Raw genomic sequence first — 21090 nt, 5'->3', positions numbered from 1 at the left:
TAATAACGAAGTTATGTCGAACAGGAAATTGAATGTTTTTTTACCGCTACTTTTAGCCGTTGTACTGGCGTTGGGAATGTATCTGGGCCATAAAATGCCGGGGTCTAACACCGGGGCGCAAACGCTCCTCTTTAGCCAGGTAGACAGGGGACCTTTACAGGAAGTCATGGACCTTCTCAAAGTAAAATATGTAGATACCCTTCAACTGGGCGATCTGCAGCAGGAAGCTATCGAGGGCCTCCTCACCCACCTCGACCCCCACTCCATCTACATTCCCCCTTCCAGCCTGGAAGAAGTGAATGAAGATCTGGACGGTAACTTCCAGGGTATTGGTGTGGAGTTCAACATTACTGCTGATACCGTCAATGTTATCTCCGTCATCGCCGGCGGCCCTTCAGAAACTGCTGGCGTACAGACCGGCGATAAGATCATAAAAGTGAACGACAGCCTGGTAGCCGGTAATAATATTACCAGCGACAAAATCCGCCAGCTGCTGCGTGGTCCCAAAGGTTCCAAAGTAATGGTCACCATGCTGCGTAACCACGAACTGCATCCTATCCAGATTACCCGGGGCCTCATTCCATTGTACAGCGTGGATGCCAGCTATATGGTCACTCCTGAGATCGGGTATATTAAGATCAGTAAGTTCAGCGGCAATACCTTCGATGAGTTCATGGCCGCTATGCGCAAACTGGAAAAGCAACACCTCAAGAAGCTGGTAATCGACCTCCGTCAGAACCCGGGTGGTTACCTGGATGCGGCTACCCGCATTGCAGACGAACTGCTGGATGATAATAAACTGATCCTCTATACCAAAGGTAAGAGCTATCCCCGTACAGACTATAAATGTGAGAAACCAGGTTTGTTTGAGCACGGTGCCCTGGCCATCCTCACAGACGAAGGTTCTGCCAGTGCCAGCGAAATACTGGCAGGTGCCGTGCAGGACTGGGATCGCGGTACCATCATTGGCCGTCGTACCTTTGGGAAAGGACTGGTGCAGGAACAATTCGACCTGAGCAACGGTGGCGCACTGCGCCTCACGGTAGCACGCTACTACACACCTTCAGGCAGAAGTATCCAGAAGTCTTACGCCAATGGCCGCGAAGCATACGATGAAGATATCCTGAACCGCTTCAATCATGGTGAGTTTGTAAACCAGGATAGTATCAAAGTACTGGATACTGTGAAATATAAGACAGCAAATGGAAGAGTGGTATATGGCGGTGGCGGTATCACACCTGATATCTTCATACCATTTGATACCAGCCGTTTCTCACCGGTGATATCCAGTATGTATTCCCGTAGTGCCTTCAGTAATTTTGTATACCATTATTACATCGATCACAAAGATGAGTTCAAACAATATAAAGATGCATCACAGTTTGTGAACCAATACCAGGTACCGGCCAGCCTTATGAGTGCTTTCAGGAGCTATGCAGAACGGGATAGTATAAAAGGGGTGAGTGGATTGAAACCGCATGATGAAATTGAAATACAAAACAGGTTGAAAGCAATATTGGCGAGACAGATATGGAGTTATGAAGGATACTGGGAAGCGCTGAATGAGCATGACGAGATGATGAAGAAAGCAATAGATGTGCTGAATAAAGAGAAAAACGACTAATCATAGAAAACGCTGGTGCCAACAACACCAGCGTTTTTTTATATAAGAATATCCTGAAAACAAAAAAGCCTTCCTGCATGCAGGAAGGCAAAATTCTTGTAAAACGTTAGTCTTACTTAGCAGCAGCAGTATCAGCAACTGGAGCAGCAGCTGAATCAGCAACTGGAGCAGCAGCTGAATCTGCAGCTGGAGCTGGAGTAGCAGCAACTGAATCAACAGCTGGAGCAGTAGCGGTAGAATCAGTAGCAGTAGAAGAACCACCGTTACAAGCTACGAAGAACAGACCAGCAGCAGCTGCTAAAAAGAATAATTTTTTCATGCTTTGATAATTTTAAAGATGGGCAAAGGTATATAGTTATTTTTAATTATAAAACACTTTCTCCCTTAATTTATTAAAAAATGCTTGTTTATTTCTTGCGGAAGAACAATTTTATCGGTACCCCCTGGAAATCAAAGTGTGTACGGAGCTGATTTTCAAGGTAGTTACGGTACGGTTGCTTCACATCGTCCGGCAGGTTGCAGAAAAATGCAAAAGCAGGTGTATAGGTAGGTAACTGGGTCACATATTTAATTTTAATAGGTATACCCCTTACTACCGGTGGATGGAATGACTCTATCGCCTTCAGCATCACCTCATTCAGCTTGGATGTCTGTACTTTACGCTGACGGTTTTCATATACACGCAACGCTTCTTCGATGGCTTTGAAAATACGCTGCTTCTCTGCTACCGAAGTAAAGATGATAGGCACATCGTTGAATGGCGCCAGTCTTTCTTTCAGCTGCTTTTCGTAATCACGTGCAGTATTGGTCTTTTTATCTTCAATCAGGTCCCATTTATTCACCAGGATCACCAGCGCTTTCCCCTTACGGGCAGCCAGGCTAAAGATGCTCAGGTCCTGGGCGGTGATACCTTTGGTCGCATCCAGCAGCAACAGGCACACATCTGCTTCATCCATCGCCTTGATGGCCCGGATCACGGAATAGAATTCCAGGTCTTCCTGTACTTTCGTCTTACGACGCAAACCCGCTGTATCGATCAGTATGAAGTCTTTCTGGAACATCTTGTAGTGCGTGTGAATGGTATCCCTGGTAGTACCCGGGATATCAGAAACGATATTACGCTCCTCACCAATCAGTGCATTCAGCAGGGAAGATTTACCCACATTCGGCTGACCGATAATGGCAATCTTAGGCAGTTCTGCCGCTTCGGCACCTGCAGGTGTTTCTTCTTCGGCAGGCATCAGTTCTACTACTGCATCGAGTAGCTCACCGCTACCACTACCGCTCATAGAAGAGATGAAGAATACCCTTTCAAAACCCAGGCTGTAAAACTCGGTCGCTTCCAGCATGCGGTTGTTGTTATCAACTTTGTTGACAACAAGAAAAACCGGTTTGGAAGAGCGGCGCAACAGTTCCGCCATATTATCATCGAGATCGGTAATGCCGGTGGCAGCGTCGCACATGAAGAGGAGCACGTTTGCTTCTTCCATGGCAATGATCACCTGCTTACGGATTTCACGCTCAAATACATCATCACTACCGTGTACAAAACCACCGGTATCAATTACGTTAAAAGATTTGCCATTCCAGTCGGCCACACCATACTGCCTGTCCCTGGTTACGCCACTCACGTCATCCACAATGGCTTTGCGCTGTTCCAGCAAACGGTTGAACAGGGTAGACTTACCCACGTTAGGACGACCGACAATTGCTACTGTAAATCCAGCCATAATATTTAAAAATTACTATACTTAATGCCAGAGAATATTCCCTGATCAAACACTTAATAACCGTATTCCTTCAGGTAAAGATCATTATCCCTCCACTTCCCTCTCACTTTTACAAACAACTCGAGAAACACTTTCTGCCCGATAAACTTTTCTATCTCTTCACGAGCCATGGTACCCAGTTTGCGGATGCCACTGCCCTTATCGCCCAGGATAATTCCCTTTTGCGTATCTCTTGTCACAATGATCTCTGCCGATATTTTCACCAGCGTTGTTTTTTCCTGGTACTGCGTCACTACTACTGCTGTGTGATAAGGAATTTCTTCCTCATAGAGATGGAAGATTTTCTCCCTGATTATTTCAGCTACAAAGAAGCGGGTTGATTTATCCGTTAAAGTATCTTCAGGATAAAAAGGATCACTTTCAGGAAGCAGGCTCACAATCTGTTTTAGCAGGGTATCCACACCCTTGTTCTGCAAGGCAGAGATGGTGATCACCGGTGCTTTGCCCCATGCTTCACATTCCTTCACCACTGCTTCCAGTTTTTCCTTTTCCATCACGTCTATCTTGTTGATCACAAGCAGACATTTTGCTTTCAGTTTCAGGGAATCGAAGAGCGCGAGGTTTTCACTCACATTATCCCGGGCATCCATCATCAGCATAGCGACGTCTGCATCTTCCAGGGCAGACTTCACTGCACCCATCATTTTTTCGTGTAACCGGTAGCGGGGGTCTATAATACCCGGGGTATCGGAGAATACGATCTGGTACTCATCGGTAGTGACGATACCGGTAATGCGGTGTCTGGTCGTTTGTACCTTCGGCGATACAATGGCAAGTTTTTCGCCAATGAGTGCATTCATCAGGGTGCTTTTCCCTGCATTTGCCTTACCAAAGATATTTACAAACCCTGCTTTATGCATGTATGAAAGATTCTATTCTAATTTCCTAAACTTCCTGAAATAAAAAAAGCCGAATGGCTCGGCTCTTTCTGAATGCTATAAAAAAATCCCGACCTGGTCGGGACTTCGTTCGTAGCGAGGAGGGGATTCGAACCTCTGACCTTCGGGTTATGAGCCCGACGAGCTACCTCTGCTCTACCTCGCAATGAGAGTGCAAAGATAGACAAAGATTCATCGCTGCCAAATCTTTTTTAAAAGAAATGGCGCGCCCTCTCAAACACAACAATAGAACGAAACAATAAAATACAATACCAGCATGGATTTCAAAGCAGCACTTTTGACCGAAAAAATTTAAATATTTTTTCACAATCACTTTTATGAATCAAAAAACTCACTCCTGCCTGCGGCAAAAGTGAGTCTTTAAGATTCATGAAAATGAAAATATCAATGAACTGCCGACATCACTCCAGGGATAAAGAACAGACCTTATAGACGAAAAATATCCCTTTTTAAAAAGGAAATTCATTAAAATGGCAAATCATTTCTTACCTCATCATCTAACTCCTCATCGTCCGCTACTTCAGGTTTCTCCTCCTCTACGCCTGCACTTCCCGTTCCCAATACCCCCCTGGCCCCCGGCAACAACGCCAGTTCCGCCACTCTCATATTCACCCCCGCCAGCGCCTCGCCCTGCTTACCCGCATACCCTTTGAACACAGGCCGGCCTTCCACGTACACCAGCGTCCCCTTTTTTAAATAAGGCGCCAGGTTATCCCGCTCCCAGACAGAACAATTAATCCATGTAGTACGCTCCTGTACCACGCCCATTAAGTTTTTATACTGTTCGTTTTGTGCTACACTAAATGACAGCACAGATTTCCCGTTGATGACTTTTTTCAAAGCATCATGCCCCAGATGGCCAATGACCGAAAGTCTGATCATGCAATTACAAATTGATGGTTAACATTAAAAAATAAAACGTGTGAAATCTTTCCAGGGGGGATAATATATATGCAATTCTAATTTAACAATTTTCTTCCATTTAAAAAATTTTTCTCGTTTTTATCCCGTCACGCTATACCTTTGTGTCGGAATCCGGTATGTACCACCGTACATTTTTTAACAACCACCAACCGGCTTCACCTCGGGGTGCCTTACTATCAGGCTGAGATCAGACCCGTTGAACCTGATCAGGTAATGCTGATTAGGAAAGGTAAGTGAACCAGTTTTTCCTTACCCACATACGGAAAACTGCACGCACATGCGTAGCAGATAACTTAATGCTACCCTCATACCGTAGCTTTTTAAAATGTTTGAGTCCATGAGACAATTTTTGCTGCTATGCCTGTTTTTCAGCGCAGTTTCAGTACATGCACAAACCGTGCTCACCGGTGTTGTCACTGACAGGAAAACCGGCCGGCCCCTCGAAGGCGTGTCTGTCACCATTCTTTCTGCCGACAATACCGGCGCCCATTCCAATGCAAACGGGGTATACCGTATTTTACTCCCCTCGCAGGGCACCTTCACTATCAAAGCCACTTACCTGGGCTTCCAGCCCCTCACCACTTCTGTGCATACAAACGGCGCCCGCACCAACGCCGACCTGCAACTGGAAGAAACCGGTCTTTTCGTACAGCCTGTTGAAATCACCAGCCTCCGCGTTGGCCAGCATGCTCCCTTTACACAGTCTACCATTACTGCCGAAGAGATCAAAAAGCAGAACCTGGGACAAGATCTCCCGATTCTGCTCAACCAGCTGCCAGGTGTAGTAACCAACTCCGACGCCGGCACTGGCATCGGCTATACCAGCATGCGTGTAAGAGGTACAGACATTACCCGTATCAACGTTACTACCAACGGTATTCCTGTCAATGATGCGGAATCACAGGGCACTTACTTTGTAGATATTCCGGACCTCGCCTCCAGTGTAAGCAGCATCCAGCTGCAACGCGGTGTAGGTACCTCCACCAATGGCGCCGGCGCTTTCGGAGCCTCTCTCAACATCAGCACCAACGATTACAGGGAAAAGGCTTACGGCGAAATATACAACAGCTTCGGCTCCTTCAATTCCTGGAAGAATACCGTCAAAGCCGGTACCGGCCTCATTAACGATCACTTCACCGTAGATGCCCGCCTGTCAAGAGTAACCTCCGATGGCTACATTGACCGCGCCAGCTCTAACCTTAAGTCTTTCTATACTTCTGCCGCATATATCTCTAAAAATACCGCTATCCGCCTCAATGTTTTCTCCGGCACCGAAAAGACGTACCAGGCATGGAACGGCGTACCACAAGACTCCCTGGCTACTCACCGTACCTACAACTCTGCCGGTCAGCGCTCCGATGGCTCTTATTACAAAAACGAAACGGACAACTACCAGATGGACAACTACCAGTTGTTCCTCAATCAGGCCCTCAGCGATAAACTGAACTTCACCGTGGCCGCTCACTATACCAAAGGTAAAGGCTATTACGAGCAGTACAGAGAAGCCCAGGCTTACAGCTCCTACGGCCTCGCCAACCCTGTTATCAATGGTGCAGAAGTGACCAGCACAGACCTCATTCGTCAACTCTGGCTGGACAATGATTTCTATGGCAGCATCTTCTCTGTCAACTACCAGGGCAGTAAATTCAGCTGGAGTGTAGGCGGTGGCTGGAACCGTTACGAAGGCAATCATAACGGGCAAATCATCTGGGCACAATACGCCATCGGCAACGATTATAAATACTATGACCTGGATGCCATGAAGCGGGATGCCAACATCTACTGGAAAGGCGAATACAAAGTGACCAGTGCCCTCCGCGTATTTGCAGATCTGCAATACCGCGATGTGAAATACAATATCGATGGCTTTGAAGATAATCCTGCACTCATTCAGCATAACAAATACCACTTCTTCAATCCAAAAGCAGGTATCACTTATTCACTCAATGAACAGCAGGATGTATACGCTTCCTTCGCTATTGGTAATAAAGAACCTAACCGCGACGACTTTGAAGCAGCCAAACTGCAAACCCCCAAAGCTGAAACCCTGCGGGATATAGAAGCAGGTTATACCCTGCGTAAACATGACCTGGTATTGCAGGCGAACGTTTATTATATGAACTACAAAAACCAGCTGGTACAAACCGGCAAACTGAATGACGTAGGCGCTTATACCCGCACTAACATACCTAAAAGCTACCGTACCGGTATTGAATTACAGGCTACACAGCGACTGGGCAGATATTTCAGTGTTGGTTTAAATGCTGCCCTCAGTCAGAATAAAGTGAAAGACTTTGTAAGCTATATCGACAACTACGATACAGGCGGTCAGGATACCCTTGTATCCGGCAGCAGCAACATTGCGTTCTCCCCCGCATTTGTAGGTGGGTATACCCTGACTGCAAAACCTGTCAAAAACCTTGAAATCGCTTTGATAGGTAAGTATGTAAGCCGTCAGTACCTGGATAATACAGGGGCGAAAGAACGGAGCCTGGATGGCTATTATACCAACGATCTGCGTATCAATTATATCGTACCGCAGCACCTCTTCAAGGAACTGGGCTTACAGTTCATGCTGAATAATATCTGGAACGCTATGTATAGCCCTAATGGTTATACTTATATGTACAGGCAGGGCGGACAGTTATACTCTTCTAACGGGTACTACCCAATGGCCGGCACGAACTTCTTTGCCGGGGTTAATATCGGGTTCTGACAATAAAACCCCGGATAAAAAGGGCTTGTATCAAACATAAGATACAGGCCCTTTTTTTATATCTTCGCCCCGAGCCCAAAATTTCAATTTTATATGTCAATTAAAAAACTGATCAAAACAAGATGGTCTATCGAAAGTGACAGGATCACCATTTACCCCTATGGATGGTACTTTGTCTTAAGCGTAATCCTGGCCCTTATCTTTATTGGATTTTTTATCGCTATTGCTGTATTGGAACCCCACAGCTTTGGTACAGCCACCCCTTTCCTGATCCCATTGCTCCTTTTCTCATTGGTGTTGTTTTTCGCAAGTGGGTATACCCACGTTGTTTTTGACAATAACAATTTTAAGATGACGAAACGCTGGCTGGGATTTGTGCCTGTGGTGACCAAATCATTCGATCAGCTACATGGTGTGAATGTGATGCGGCAGGCCACCGGAGGTTTTAACTTCAGAATTTATCCAAGGGATGATAAATTTGGTAAAGGAGTGGCGATTTCCAGTTATTATAGCAAGGAAACGCATCCGAATTGCGTGGCATTTACCAATGAGGTGATTCCCCTGATCCACAGGTACCTGGATATGAATAGTCCACTGCCAGAGCAGAAGGAGATCATTACAGCATACCAGTACTTTACTGAGAGCAATGGTATCTACACTTATAAACAACGCAATATCACTTTTGTTATCTTCTTCATCGCCTGCCTGGCACTCGGTATTCATGAATGTACACCGTATGCTTTTAGCCTGTATAAAGGGGATGCTGTTCGTATTGCGATGATAGCCGGACCGTTCCTTTTTGCAGCGATCTTTTTGAATGGGATGTTCATGAAGATCATATTTGACACAAAGAACAGGATGGTTGAAAAATCCAGCCCGGCCAGATTTGGAAATCTGAAAATGCCATTCGAGTATTTCCAGAACTTTCATATGATCCGAAAAACCACGAATGGCGCGTATTCAGGTACAGAGGTACATATGATATTCCATGAGCCCGGGGCGAAGAATACGAAGAGTATCATGATCCGTCAGGTGCAGAATACAAAGAAGATTGACAGACTGGTAGAGGAGATAAAAAGTATTATGAGATAAATAAAAAGGGGGTGGAAATTTCCACCCCCTGATATAAAATCGGTTAGTAAGTCTACTTAGTCAATGCCGCAATCGCTGCATCCACTTTTACAAAGTTAAAACCTTTCAACACATCTTCCATCATTTTATTTATTTCTGCCGTACCCGGGTTCCCTATACTTCCCTCATGGGTATGCTGCACTGCTTTTTCAGGTGCAAAATTTCCCTTCTCTATATCCAACCCTACCTGCTTGTAAGCCTCCCTGAAAGGCACACCTTCCAGCACCAGCTTATTCACTACCTCCACACTAAACAGGTACTGGTACTTCGCATCATCCAGGATATTCTCCTTTATGCGAATGTTAGACAGCATCAAACCCGTCATCCGGATACAATCTTTCAATACCCCAAATGCAGGGAATAAATTCTCTTTCAGCAACTGTAAATCACGGTGATAGCCAACCGGTAAATTGGTGATCATCATCGCAATCTCATTTGGCAACGCCTGTAATTTATTGCAATGAGAACGGATCAGTTCCCACACATCCGGGTTCTTTTTGTGCGGCATGATACTACTACCAGTAGTCAGCTCATCAGGGAAACTGATAAAGCCAAAGTTCTGGTTCATAAACAGCGTCGCATCCATCGCCATCTTAGCCAGCGAAGCTGCAATACCTGCCAGTGCAAAGGATACGATCTTTTCCGTCTTACCACGTCCCATTTGTGCATACACCACATTGTAGTTCAGATCGTCAAAACCTAACAACTGTGTAGTGAGTGTACGGTTCAGCGGAAAGGAAGAACCATATCCCGCAGCAGAACCCAATGGGTTTTTGTTCACCACTTTGTAAGCCCCCTGCAGCATGGTCAGGTCATCTACCAGGCTTTCTGCATACGCCCCAAACCAGAGGCCAAATGAAGAAGGCATCGCTATCTGCAGGTGTGTATACCCCGGCATCAGGCGATCCTTGTATTCCTCACTCTTTTGCTGCAACAGGTCGAACAGGCCTTTTACTTCCTGTACCAATGCCTGCAACTCAGCCCGCAGAAACAATTTCAGGTCTACTAAAACCTGGTCATTCCTGGACCGTCCGCTATGGATCTTTTTACCTACCTCACCCAATCTGCGGGTTAGCAGCAATTCTACCTGGGAGTGGATATCTTCTACCCCATCTTCCAGTACAAAGTTGCCTTCCTGTATCTCTTTATAGATCTGTTTTAATTCTTTTTGCAGCACAGCCAATTCTTCTGCCGTAAGCAGGCCAATCGTCTGCAGCATTGTCGTATGCGCCAGTGACCCGAGCACATCGAAAGGCGCGAGAAAAGCATCCATTTCACGATCTTTACCTACCGTGAATTTATCTACTTCAGCAAGGGCTGCTTTGTCTTTTTGCCAGATTTTCATTTCAAATTAGTTTTTAATAATCTCTTCCAACAATGATATATAACTGTCTATCCCCTGCCGCACTTCATCCACATAAATGAATTCATCCGCGGTATGCGACCTGGCAGAATCACCAGGCCCCATCTTGATCGATGTAGCCGGAATTAATGCCTGATCAGAAGTGGTAGGTGAACCATAACAGGTCTTTCCCAACCGCACACCAGCCTGTACAAACGGATGATCCAGCGGAATACCTGAAGGCCGCATCCGGATAGAACGTGGTTTGACTTCACATTTTACACTGGACTGTATAATTTCCAATACTTCTTCCAGCGTATACTGTTCTGTGACCCTTACATCTACTACAAACGATACATCTGCCGGCACCACATTATGTGCTTTGTTCGATGTATTGATCACCGTCACACTCATCTTCACAGGACCCAGTGTTTCAGACACTTTTGGATACTGGTAGGTACGGAACCATTCAATATCCGGGAGTGCCTTGTAAAGGGCATTTTCACCCTCATTTCTCGCCGCATGCCCCGCTTTGCCATACACCGTGCAATCCAGTACCATCAGGCCCTTTTCGGCAATGGCAAGCTGTGTTTGTGTAGGTTCACCAACAATGGCAAATTCAATGGCCGGCAACTGGTCGAGAATACTCTCAATACCATTGTGACCGCTGATTTCCTCCTCGGCTGTAGCGGTGAGAATGATGTTGTATTTTAAATCCCTGCGCTCGTAGAAATGCAGGAACGTAGCAATCAGGCTCACCAGGCAACCGCCTGCATCATTACTACCCAATCCATACAGTTTGCCATCCTCAATATCAGGTGAGAATGGGTTGCGTGTATATTGCGGGTTCGGCTTTACAGTATCGTGATGAGAATTGAATACGATCACCGGTTTAGCAGGATCGAAGTATTTATTTTGCGCCCAGATGTTGTTCAGATGCTGGTTGAAAGGAATATTCCTCGCTGTCAGAAATTCGCCAATCAGCTTAGCAGTATCCTGCTCTTCCCTGCTTAGGGAAGGCGTTGCAATCAATGATTTTAACAGTTCAACAGCGTCTTCATACAGTTGTTGGTTCCACATAGGTTAGCGTATTAAGGTGCCGGCTACTGTGTCAGAGGTATTGCTCAGCACATCGTCTGCATGGCCTATCAGCACTTCATTTACCCCGCTCTCAATCGCAGCAAATGCGTTGTTCAGTTTAGGCAGGATGCCGTCTGTCAGCACGCCGTCTGCCAGTAGCTCGTTATAGATCTGACGGTCGATCAGGTTAATGACTGCATTATCGTCCTGCGCGTCGTGAAGTACTCCTTTCTTTTCGAAACAATAAATCAGTCTTACGTTATATACTTTCGATAGGGCAATGGCCAGCGCACTGGCGATGGTATCTGCATTGGTATTGAGAATCTGACCCTTGCCGTCGTGGGTCAGGGAGGCGAATACCGGTGTCAGGCCAGCTTCCAGCAATGCTTTCAGCGGTGCAGCCTGTACCTGGTCGTTATTGATGTCTCCTACAAATCCGTAGTCGATCTCTTTCACAGGTCTTTTTACAGCAGGGATAATATTAGCGTCTGCACCTGTCATACCGATGGCATTGCAACCGTTGGCCTGCAATTTTGCTACCAGTTGTTTGTTGACCAAACCACCATATACCATGGTCACTACGTCAATAGTATCCGCATCTGTAATACGGCGGCCATCTACATATTTCGACTCGATACCCAGCTTGTCACCTATTCTTGTGGCTATCTTTCCACCACCGTGTATCAGAATTTTCTTGCCCTGAATTTTAGAGAACTTTTGCAGAAAAGTATCCAGCAAAGCAGGGTTGTCGATAACGTTACCGCCGACTTTAATGACAAAGAGATCGATCATATTTTATGTAAAAATTGGGAGGCATCCCTTGCGGGGATGCCTTCGTATTATTTATTCTTCAAAATCTCGCTTAACACAGCCTGCGCAGCCCATACCCGGTTGCCGGCTTCTGGTATGACGATCGAATTCGGACCATCCAGTACCTCATCTGCAATCACCACATTTCGTCTTACCGGCAAACAGTGCATGATCTTCGCATTGTTGGTACCAATCAGCTTTTTGTTGTCTACCATCCAGCTGGGATCTGAACAGGTGATCTTACCATAGTCTTTGTAAGAAGACCAGTTCTTCACATATACAAAGTCAGCACCTTCCAGCGCCTTATCCTGGTTGTATTCGATCTGCGCACTGCCACTGAATTTAGGATCCAGTTCATACCCTTCAGGATGTGTGATTACAAAATCAACTTCACCCCATGCATTCATCCATTGTGCAAATGAATTGGGTACTGCCTGTGGCAACGCTTTCACATGTGGTGCCCACGTCATCACTACCTTTGGCTTACGTGGCTGCTGCCAGCGCTCTGCAATGGTAATTACATCGGTAAGACTCTGCAGCGGGTGCAGGGTAGCACTCTCCAGGCTCACGACAGGTACACCTGCGTATTTGATAAACTGGTTAATATACTTCTCTGTATAATCCGCTTCCTTGTCTTTCAGACCAGGGAAAGTACGGATCGCCATAATGTCAAAGTATTGGCCCATCACTGCTGCCGCCTCTTTCACGTGTTCTGAGGTGCTGCCATTCATAATCGCACCATCATTCATTTCCAGTTGCCAGCCTTCCTTATCGATGTTGAACACAACCGCTTCCATCCCAAGGTTCTTAGCCGCTACCTGCGTACTTAATCGTGTTCGCAGACTTGGGTTTAAGAAGATCATACCCAGGGTCTTGTTCTCCCCCAGTTGCTTATCTTTAAAAGGCTGTTTTTTGTAGTCCAAAGCTGTCTCCACTAAACGTGGGACACTTGGCACATCATCTACTGAAATAAATTGTTTCATTTTTTCTGTATGGCGCTGTAATGATGATAGTATAAAAGTTAGTTCAGTTCTTTGCTGAAAGCAGTCAGGAACTCGCTGGCTTGTTCCATGGTCAGTGCCAGTGAAGGCAGCAACCTGATCACATTCGGCTTCGCTTCGCCTGTAAAGATCTTATGCTTAAATAACAGATCTTTTTTCACATGGTTCAGTGACTCAGGCAGCTCAATACCAATCATAAGCCCTCTGCCTCTTACCTCGGTGATCTGAGGGAACTTTTTCAGCTCGCTGATCAGATAGTTACCTACTTTCTCTGCATTGGCAATCAGTTGCTCATTCTCCATTGTTTCCAGTACGGCCAGTGCTGCTGCACAAGCCAGGTGGTTACCACCAAAGGTAGTACCCAGCATACCGTAAGCTGGTTTGATATGAGGAGCGATGATGATACCACCGATGGGGAAACCATTCCCCATTCCTTTTGCCATGGTGTAAATGTCTGCATTTACACCTGCATGATCGTGGGAGAAGAATTTACCGCTTCTGCCGTAACCACACTGTACACTGTCTGCAATAAATACAGCATTATACTGATCGCACAGGCTTCTGATCTTTTGCAGGAAAGAAGCGCTGGCTACTTTAATACCACCTACGCCCTGGATACCTTCGATAATCACAGAAGAGATTTCGTTGGCTTTGAAAGCTGCTTCCAGCGCGGCTTCATCTTCCCATGGCATGAAGATCACATTGTCTGTCTGGTTTACAGGGGCTACAATCTTAGGATTGTCAGTCACTGCTACAGCCAGGCTGGTTCTGCCGTGGAAACTGTTTTTGAAAGCTATTACTTTCTTTTTACCATTGTAGAAAGACGCCAGTTTCAGTGCATTCTCATTTGCTTCGGCACCAGAGTTCACGAGGAACAGCTGGTAGTCTGGCTTACCGCTCAGTTTACCCAGCTTCTCCGCCAGTTGCTGCTGAATAGGGATCTTTACAGAGTTGGAATAGAAACCTACTTTATTCAGTTGTTCAGTAACCCGCTTTACATAATGCGGATGCGTATGACCGATAGAGATCACGGCGTGACCACCATACATGTCAAGGTACTTGTTGCCCTGATCGTCCCAAACGTTGGAACCTAAGGCGCGTTCAATGGTAATATTATTGATGGGATATACGTCGAATAAATTCATTTTTCAGAAGGATCTTAAGATTTAAAATACGATTGATTTCAGCTTCAGTCCTGCAGTTTCATCCAGTCCATACATGATGTTCATATTCTGAATGGCCTGTCCGGAGGCGCCTTTCACCAGGTTGTCTTCGATAGAGTGGATCACGAGTTTATTGCCCACTTTCTCCAGCTGGATCAGGACCTTATTGGTGTTTACCACCTGTTTCAGGTCAATCTGTTTATCACTCACGTGTGTGAACGGTGCATCTGCATAATAGTCTTTGTACAGCTGCTGTGCTTCTTCGAGTGTCAGATCGCTGTTCAGGTACGAAGTGATCCAGATTCCTCTTGGGAAGTCACCTCTTACAGGCACAAAATTGATCTCACCTCCAAAAGAAGGTTGCAACAGCTGTAAGCTTCGTCGTATTTCCTTCAGGTGCTGATGGGTCAGCACTTTGTACGTACTTACGTTGTTGGCTCTCCATGTAAAATGGGAAGTTGCCTGCAGGCTTTGTCCGGCACCGGTAGAACCAGTGATACCGGTGGTATGTACTTCCTGCAGTTTACCCGCCTTTGCCAGTGGCAGCAGGCCGAGTTGTATAGCAGTGGCAAAGCAGCCCGGGTTGGCAATGTTCTTTGCGCCGGCAATTTTTTCTTTGTTCAGCTCCACGAGGCCGTATACGAATTCACGGCCCTTCACAGTTTCACCGAGTCTGAAATCCTGGCTCAGGTCAATGATATTGATGTGTGCAGGGGTGTCATTTTCTTCTAAAAACTTCTTTGCTTCGCCATGTCCCAGGCAGAGGAAAATAACATCTACATCATGGCTGAGTGCCCCGGTAAAGGTGAGCTCAGTTTCACCCAGCAGGTCAGCATGCACGGCATATAAAGGATTGCCGGCATTACTGCGACTGTGTACGAATGATATATTTACGTTAGGATGATTCAGTAAAAGACGGATCATTTCACCGCCACCATAGCCTGCGCCGCCTACGATCCCTGCATTTATTTTTTTCTCAGTTGCCATTGTTAATTATTTGCCGCCTTTGGCGCTCTCAGTTACCTGATGCCAGATCATAGTCTGGTTACCGAAGATCTTGCTGAAGCCTCTTACATCTTCGCCGCTCCAGCCATTATTCATCTCGCCGTACTTACCGAACTTGCTGCTCATCAGATCGTAAACAGATTCGATACCGGTTACCTGGTAGCGGTAAGGCTGTAATGTTACAAATACATCGCCGGTCACGTTTTCCTGGCTATGCTGTAAGAACGCTTCTATGTCGCGCATTACAGGGTCCATGATCTGACCTTCATGCAACCAGTTGCCGTAGAATGAAGCCAGCTGGTCTTTCCAGCTCAGCTGCCATTTTGTGAGCACGTGCTTTTCCAGTGCATGGTGTGCTTTGAGAATGATCACAGGCGCAGCAGCTTCGAAGCCTACGCGGCCTTTGATACCGATGATGGTATCACCTACATGTATATCGCGGCCAATGGCAAATGGGCCTGCTATGGTTTGCAAGTATTGGATAGCTTCGGAAGGGTGTGCAAAAGTCTTGTCGTTTACACCGGTCAGTTCACCTTTCACGAATTTCAGTTTCACCTGCTCAGTACCTTGTTTGGTGAGCTGTGTAGGCCATGCTTCTTCAGGCAGGAAGCCGTTGGAAGTCAGGGTCTCTTTACCACCTACAGATGTACCCCACATCCCTTTGTTGATGGAGTATGCAGCCTTTTCAAAGTTCATTTCCACACCTTTGGATTTCAGGTAAGAAATTTCTTCTTCACGGCTCAGTTTCATATCACGGATCGGGGTGATGATTTCAACACCTGGGATCATGATATGGAAGATCATATCAAAACGCACCTGGTCGTTACCGGCACCGGTACTACCATGTGCTACAGCATCGGCACCTACTTCTTTTACATATTCGCCGATAGCGAGTGCCTGGCTCATACGCTCAGCACTTACGCTCAGGGGGTAAGTGTTGTTCTTCAGTACATTCCCGAAGATGAGGTATTTGATCACACTATCATAATAAGAGCGTACTGCATTTACCGTCTTATGGCTCTTCACACCTAAATTGTAAGCGCGCTTTTCAATTTCCACCAGTTCTTCGTCAGAAAAACCGCCGGTATTCACGATTACAGAATGCACTTCATATCCTTTTTCTTCTGTCAGATATTTAACGCAATAGGAAGTATCGAGTCCTCCGCTAAATCCCAGTACTACTTTTTTCATTTACTTATAGTGATAATGATTGTTGATAATAATATTGTCTATCTATAAAAAGTTAAACAGGAAGAATCTTTTTTTGCTCGCTGCTGCAGCGCCGCCACCGCTTCCGCCTTCTTTTTCTTTACCGCTCTTGAGCAGTACGTATCTTTTGAAACGCAGCCAGCGTTCGAACAGTTTGAAGTTGTTAGAGAACTTCCGCTTCCGCTGTGGCTGCTGTATAGTACCGTTTGCAGCGACCATCACCTGTGGCTGTGTCACTACATTATAATGTTGCGTTGCAGCTGCACGCTTTGCGGCTTCCTCTTTTTCTGCGGCTTCTTTTGCTTTCTCTACCGGATCGTAGAGCATAGCAGTACACAGGCAGTTCTTACGGTTCTTACTGGTCAGCACATCAAAGTTAACACAACTCCGGCATCCTTTCCAGAACTCTTCATCATCAGTCAGTTCTGAATAGGTCACAGGCTCATAGCCCAGCTCGGAATTGATCTTCATCACAGCGAGTCCGGTTGTGAGACCAAAGATCTTGGCATCAGGATACTTTTCGCGGGAGAGTTCGAATACTCTATGTTTAATGGCTTTTGCCACACCATGGCCACGGAATGCAGGGTTTACTATCAAACCGGAGTTGGCAACAAACTTCTCATGTCCCCAGGCTTCTATATAGCAAAAGCCTACCCATTCACCCTTGTCAGTCACTGCAATCACAGCTTTGCCTTCTTCCATTTTATGCTGTACATATTCTGGAGAACGCTTTGCTATTCCTGTCCCTCTGGCCTTGGCGGAAGCTTCCATCTCGTCGGTAATGGTCTTACCATAATGCTGATCGTCAACGGTGGCTACCCGTACGATGATATTCGGATTTTCCAATCTTGTCAATTGAAAACGTTACAATAAATAAATTGAATCTACTACCCATTCTGTATGGGGGAAAATACCTTAATGAATTTGTGAGGAGGCATTAAGGCTGCGATAGCGGGCTGGCTAGGCGGCGCTATCAAATACGAGGTCGTCGGGAAAGGTATCTAAAGACATTGAACCCAATGGAGTATTCACCTTCCATCAGGGAAGGGTGATAAGCAGAAAGGTTATGGGCCGCAAAGTTTTCCAACTTCAGTTCAGCATTAAATTGTTAAAAACTGTCTTTAATTAATCAACCGCAAAGTTATAATATTATTTATTCAATGTGGTCAAAAAATTTTCCGACTTACTGTTAAATTTCCAGCGGAATATTAACAAAAGCCGCGCCAAACAGAGATTTATAGGCAATATTTTTTCTCCATCTATATTTTAACTGATATACAATATGTTATAAAAAGGGAACCCTGAATAGGGCTCCCCGTTTCTTTGGTTGTGTTAAACTTGTAGGTATAGGTATAAATCAGCTTTTGGGGGCTTTGAATAGTTGTACCTCACTCAGTACAGGACAGGCTTTGGCATCGGTAATGGTGATGCGCAGGCCCTTTGTCTTCGTGTCTGGCAACAATAGAATGCGTTTATGACCAATTGTCGTTTCGTTTGCGATCTCTTTATACCGGCCATGGTCCAGCACTTCTACCCTGAAAGCCTTTACACGCTGGCCAAGGGCGATGTATTCCTGCAATAGTAACCTGTTGAAAGTCACTGCTTTTTCGAAGTTCAGGGTGATCACCGGTGTCTTTACAGAATCCGGGCTCGCCCAGTAAGTACTCGCGTTGCCATCCGCCAGACTGGCGGGTTTTAGCTGCGATCTGGAATGGGAGGCAGTTACTTTGGCATTTAGTGCCAGGTTCTTTTTAAATACCTGCTCACGCATACGACGGAACTCCATCAGGCGAAGGCTGTCTTTTGCAGGGATCAGCCCTCTTCTGTCAGACGGAACATTCAGGAGCAGGTTACTGTTGCGACCCACACTGCTGTAGTAGATCTCCATCAGTTTGTCTACGCTTTTCACACTATTGTCGGTAGATGGACTGTAGAACCATCCCGGGCGAATAGATACATCGCTCTCTGCGGGCACCCAGGCGGCACCATCTTCCTCTCCTTTATTTAAAATAGCGGGGGCGGGTGCTTTGGCGCCGGGTTCAAAACCTTTTGTATTGATGGTGCTCCAGTTGGTAGTGCCGGCACTGCCATTTTCATTGCCTACCCAGCGGCAGCCGGGGCCAATGTCACTGAAGATCACCGTGCCGGGTTGGTTATGATATACAGTCTGGTAGAAGAATTCCCAGTCATATTCCTGCTTTTTGCCATTCGGACCTTCGCCGTTTGCACCATCGAACCATTGTTCGAATATAGGGCCATAGCCGGCGTAAATTTCATTCAGCATATTGGCAAAGAGCTGGTTGTAATAAGGTGTGCCATAGTCAGGACTGTTCCTATCCCAGGGGGAAAGGTAGACGCCGAATTTGAGGCCATATTCTTTGCAGGCATCAGCAATTTCTCTGAGTACATCGCCTTTGCCATTTTTCCAGGCGCTCTCCCGTACCGTATGGTTACTGTATTTGCTGGGGAAGAGGCAGAAACCGTCATGGTGTTTTGCGACAATGATGATCGCTTTCATACCGGCTTCTTTTGCAGTGCGTGCCCATTGGCGGGCATCGAGCTGCGTGGGATTGAAGACCTTCGGATCTTCGGTGCCATCGCCCCATTCTTTATCTGTGAAGGTGTTTGGGCCGAAGACGATAAACATATAGTTTTCGAGGTCCTGCCACTCCAACTGTGCCTTCGTTGGCAAGGCGCCGTAAGGAGCAATATCCTGCGCATTCGTTGCAGCCAGACAGGTTAACAGCCCGGCTGTAATCAATAATCTTTTCATCGGTTTATATCATGGTCTCCGCATGTAATACCATTGGGAGGAGGATTACTGCTATTAGTAGAGAAAATAAAGGGAGTTTAAGTTAAAATAGTAGAACTAGCCCTCTTGAAAAAAATTGCAATTGCAATTCATTTACACTACATTTAACGACCAGCTACACAATACAATACACCATTCAATCATGTTATCGGCAAGAGCAAAACCAAAATGAAACATGAAAAAGCAGCATTTACACCGGAGAACATTTCTCAAAAACACCATGGCCGTCGGAGTCGGCCTCACTTTGCTGGATACTCCTTCCAGATTATTTGCTAACGTAAAAAAAGAAAAAGTAAGAATGGGCCTCATTGGCGTTGGTGCCAGGGGACAAGGCCACCTCGAGTTATGTTTAAACCGTGCTGACGTAGAAGTAGTCGCTATTTGTGATCCTGACACTAACTGGGCAATACCCGGCGCCAGAAAACTCATTGACAAAATCTATGGCAGCAAAAAGAAAGTAGCAGAGTACACAAACGGACCTGAAGATTTCCACAATCTGCTCAAGCGAGACGACATCGATGCTGTGATCATTGCCACTCCCTGGGAATGGCATACACCACAGGCGGTAGCCGCTATGAAGGCAGGGAAAACACCTGCGGTGGAAGTATGTGGCGCGACGGATGTTGGAGAATGCTGGCAACTTGTAAATGTCAGTGAAGAAACAGGGGTGCCTGTATTTGCCATGGAAAATGTAAGCTATCGCCGGGATATTATGGCGGTGCTCAACATGGTGAGACAGGGGCTTTTTGGAGAACTGATTCACTTACAAGGGGGATATCAGCATGACCTGCGCAAGGTAAAGTTCAACGATGGCAAACAGATTTATGGCGGTGGTGTAGAATTCGGCGAGAAAGGTCTTTCTGAAGCGCACTGGCGTACCAATCACAGTGTACATCGTAATGGCGACCTCTATCCTACCCATGGCCTCTGGCCGGTGGCGAACATGATCAATGTCAATCGTGGTAATCGCCTCGTCTCTTTAACATCTGTGGCAACCAAGTCACGCGGCTTACATAAATATATTGTTGACAATAGTAGTGAAAGCCATCCAAATGCTAAGGTAAAATTCAACCTTGGGGATATCGTTACTACGCTGATTCGTACCAGTAATGGGGAGACGATTATGCTTTCGCATGATACCAATTCACCACGGCCTTATTCGCTGAACTTCCGGGTGCAGGGCACGAATGGTTTGTGGATGGATGATAAGGCGAGTGTGTATGTGGAGGGAAAGAGTCCTTATGATGAGTGGGAGAAAGCCGGAGATCCGGCAGATGCAGGCAGCTATATGGGTAAGTATGATCACCCGTTGTGGAAGCGATATACTAAAAGTTCAGCAGGTGCAGGGCATGGTGGAATGGATTGGTATGTGATCAATAGTTTTGTAGAGAGTATAAAGAGAGAGGCGCCTTATGCACAGGATGTGTATGATCTGGCTACGATGTATGCGATTACGCCATTGAGCGAAGCGTCGGTAGCAGAGGGCGGGAGTGTACAGTATATACCTGATTTCACGAGAGGGCAATGGATCAATAGGAAACCGATCTTTGCACTGGATGATCAATATTAAAAAGAGAGGGTGTG

General features: G+C 46.1%; 17 protein-coding genes, 1 tRNA gene and 1 riboswitch. Of the genes, 4 read left to right on the top strand and 14 right to left on the bottom strand.

The window, feature by feature from the left end:
* The first annotated feature begins 13 nt into the window (after positions 1-13).
* The gene (locus ABDW16_RS23060) at positions 14-1624 is read left to right on the top strand and encodes a S41 family peptidase (protein ID WP_343673044.1); all 1611 of its coding nucleotides are present in this window, start codon (positions 14-16) and stop codon (positions 1622-1624) included.
* 112 nt (positions 1625-1736) lie between these two features.
* Here ABDW16_RS23060 and ABDW16_RS23055 read toward each other — a convergent pair whose 3' ends face one another.
* From ABDW16_RS23055 to ssb, 5 genes are all read right to left on the bottom strand, one after another.
* Positions 1737-1943, bottom strand: a complete 207-nt coding sequence (locus ABDW16_RS23055; protein ID WP_343673042.1) for a hypothetical protein — start codon at positions 1941-1943, stop codon at positions 1737-1739.
* Between the two features lie 88 nt (positions 1944-2031).
* Positions 2032-3354 carry a ribosome biogenesis GTPase Der gene (gene der, locus ABDW16_RS23050; RefSeq protein ID WP_343673041.1) on the bottom strand — a complete coding sequence of 441 codons (1323 nt, stop codon included), beginning with the start codon at positions 3352-3354 and terminating at the stop codon, positions 2032-2034.
* A 53-nt stretch (positions 3355-3407) separates the two neighbouring features.
* Entirely contained in the window at positions 3408-4274 is an 867-nt protein-coding gene (gene era, locus ABDW16_RS23045; protein ID WP_343673040.1) for a GTPase Era, read from the bottom strand.
* 112 nt (positions 4275-4386) lie between these two features.
* Positions 4387-4458: transfer RNA gene (locus ABDW16_RS23040), tRNA-Met, on the bottom strand.
* A 320-nt stretch (positions 4459-4778) separates the two neighbouring features.
* Positions 4779-5195: a single-stranded DNA-binding protein gene (gene ssb, locus ABDW16_RS23035; protein WP_343673039.1), complete on the bottom strand. Its 417-nt coding sequence runs from the start codon at positions 5193-5195 to the stop codon at positions 4779-4781.
* A gap of 193 nt (positions 5196-5388) precedes the next feature.
* A riboswitch (TPP riboswitch) is annotated at positions 5389-5481 on the top strand.
* A 93-nt stretch (positions 5482-5574) separates the two neighbouring features.
* Between ssb and ABDW16_RS23030 the strand changes: the two genes are divergently transcribed.
* On the top strand, positions 5575-7953 hold the full coding sequence (locus ABDW16_RS23030; protein WP_343673038.1) for a TonB-dependent receptor: 2379 nt from the start codon (positions 5575-5577) through the stop codon (positions 7951-7953).
* Between the two features lie 93 nt (positions 7954-8046).
* The gene (locus ABDW16_RS23025; RefSeq protein WP_343673037.1) at positions 8047-9045 is read left to right on the top strand and encodes a hypothetical protein; all 999 of its coding nucleotides are present in this window, start codon (positions 8047-8049) and stop codon (positions 9043-9045) included.
* A 52-nt stretch (positions 9046-9097) separates the two neighbouring features.
* On the opposite strand, the gene argH is transcribed toward ABDW16_RS23025, so the two are convergent.
* The 9 genes from argH to ABDW16_RS22980 form a co-directional block, all read right to left on the bottom strand.
* On the bottom strand, positions 9098-10429 hold the full coding sequence (gene argH, locus ABDW16_RS23020) for an argininosuccinate lyase (protein WP_343673036.1): 1332 nt from the start codon (positions 10427-10429) through the stop codon (positions 9098-9100).
* Positions 10430-10435: 6 nt separating this feature from the next.
* Positions 10436-11506 carry a M20 family metallo-hydrolase gene (locus ABDW16_RS23015; protein WP_343673035.1) on the bottom strand — a complete coding sequence of 357 codons (1071 nt, stop codon included), beginning with the start codon at positions 11504-11506 and terminating at the stop codon, positions 10436-10438.
* A 3-nt stretch (positions 11507-11509) separates the two neighbouring features.
* Positions 11510-12298, bottom strand: a complete 789-nt coding sequence (gene argB, locus ABDW16_RS23010) for an acetylglutamate kinase (protein WP_343673034.1) — start codon at positions 12296-12298, stop codon at positions 11510-11512.
* A 47-nt stretch (positions 12299-12345) separates the two neighbouring features.
* Positions 12346-13299: an N-acetylornithine carbamoyltransferase gene (locus tag ABDW16_RS23005; protein WP_343673033.1), complete on the bottom strand. Its 954-nt coding sequence runs from the start codon at positions 13297-13299 to the stop codon at positions 12346-12348.
* A 38-nt stretch (positions 13300-13337) separates the two neighbouring features.
* Complete coding sequence (locus ABDW16_RS23000; protein ID WP_343673032.1) at positions 13338-14462, bottom strand: aminotransferase class III-fold pyridoxal phosphate-dependent enzyme; 1125 nt, start codon at positions 14460-14462, stop codon at positions 13338-13340.
* A 21-nt stretch (positions 14463-14483) separates the two neighbouring features.
* Positions 14484-15467 carry an N-acetyl-gamma-glutamyl-phosphate reductase gene (gene argC, locus ABDW16_RS22995; protein ID WP_343673031.1) on the bottom strand — a complete coding sequence of 328 codons (984 nt, stop codon included), beginning with the start codon at positions 15465-15467 and terminating at the stop codon, positions 14484-14486.
* Positions 15468-15473: 6 nt separating this feature from the next.
* Positions 15474-16676 carry an argininosuccinate synthase domain-containing protein gene (locus ABDW16_RS22990; RefSeq protein WP_343673030.1) on the bottom strand — a complete coding sequence of 401 codons (1203 nt, stop codon included), beginning with the start codon at positions 16674-16676 and terminating at the stop codon, positions 15474-15476.
* 42 nt (positions 16677-16718) lie between these two features.
* On the bottom strand, positions 16719-17549 hold the full coding sequence (locus ABDW16_RS22985; protein WP_343673029.1) for a GNAT family N-acetyltransferase: 831 nt from the start codon (positions 17547-17549) through the stop codon (positions 16719-16721).
* A gap of 502 nt (positions 17550-18051) precedes the next feature.
* A complete protein-coding gene (locus tag ABDW16_RS22980) occupies positions 18052-19467 on the bottom strand; it encodes an alpha-L-fucosidase (protein WP_343673028.1) in 1416 nt (471 codons plus the stop codon).
* Positions 19468-19681: 214 nt separating this feature from the next.
* Here ABDW16_RS22980 and ABDW16_RS22975 point away from each other — a divergent pair, with 214 nt between their 5' ends.
* Complete coding sequence (locus ABDW16_RS22975) at positions 19682-21076, top strand: Gfo/Idh/MocA family oxidoreductase (RefSeq protein WP_343673026.1); 1395 nt, start codon at positions 19682-19684, stop codon at positions 21074-21076.
* Positions 21077-21090: the final 14 nt, after the last annotated feature.

This window comes from Chitinophaga sp., from assembly GCF_039596135.1.
Classification (GTDB): Bacteria; Bacteroidota; Bacteroidia; order Chitinophagales; family Chitinophagaceae; genus Chitinophaga.
This window is presented reverse-complemented; position numbering and strand designations above follow the sequence as displayed.

Coding starts and splice junctions, on each gene's coding strand:
- ABDW16_RS23060 (WP_343673044.1), top strand. CDS start 14: ATGTCGAACAGGAAATTGAATGTTTTTTTACCGCTACTTTTAGCCGTT.
- ABDW16_RS23000 (WP_343673032.1), bottom strand. CDS start 14,462: ATGAATTTATTCGACGTATATCCCATCAATAATATTACCATTGAACGC.
- ABDW16_RS22980 (WP_343673028.1), bottom strand. CDS start 19,467: ATGAAAAGATTATTGATTACAGCCGGGCTGTTAACCTGTCTGGCTGCA.
- ABDW16_RS23005 (WP_343673033.1), bottom strand. CDS start 13,299: ATGAAACAATTTATTTCAGTAGATGATGTGCCAAGTGTCCCACGTTTA.
- argH (WP_343673036.1), bottom strand. CDS start 10,429: ATGAAAATCTGGCAAAAAGACAAAGCAGCCCTTGCTGAAGTAGATAAA.
- ABDW16_RS22990 (WP_343673030.1), bottom strand. CDS start 16,676: ATGAAAAAAGTAGTACTGGGATTTAGCGGAGGACTCGATACTTCCTAT.
- era (WP_343673040.1), bottom strand. CDS start 4,274: ATGCATAAAGCAGGGTTTGTAAATATCTTTGGTAAGGCAAATGCAGGG.
- ABDW16_RS22975 (WP_343673026.1), top strand. CDS start 19,682: ATGAAAAAGCAGCATTTACACCGGAGAACATTTCTCAAAAACACCATG.
- ABDW16_RS23055 (WP_343673042.1), bottom strand. CDS start 1,943: ATGAAAAAATTATTCTTTTTAGCAGCTGCTGCTGGTCTGTTCTTCGTA.
- argC (WP_343673031.1), bottom strand. CDS start 15,467: ATGGCAACTGAGAAAAAAATAAATGCAGGGATCGTAGGCGGCGCAGGC.
- der (WP_343673041.1), bottom strand. CDS start 3,354: ATGGCTGGATTTACAGTAGCAATTGTCGGTCGTCCTAACGTGGGTAAG.
- ABDW16_RS23030 (WP_343673038.1), top strand. CDS start 5,575: ATGAGACAATTTTTGCTGCTATGCCTGTTTTTCAGCGCAGTTTCAGTA.
- ssb (WP_343673039.1), bottom strand. CDS start 5,195: ATGATCAGACTTTCGGTCATTGGCCATCTGGGGCATGATGCTTTGAAA.
- ABDW16_RS23025 (WP_343673037.1), top strand. CDS start 8,047: ATGTCAATTAAAAAACTGATCAAAACAAGATGGTCTATCGAAAGTGAC.
- ABDW16_RS23015 (WP_343673035.1), bottom strand. CDS start 11,506: ATGTGGAACCAACAACTGTATGAAGACGCTGTTGAACTGTTAAAATCA.
- argB (WP_343673034.1), bottom strand. CDS start 12,298: ATGATCGATCTCTTTGTCATTAAAGTCGGCGGTAACGTTATCGACAAC.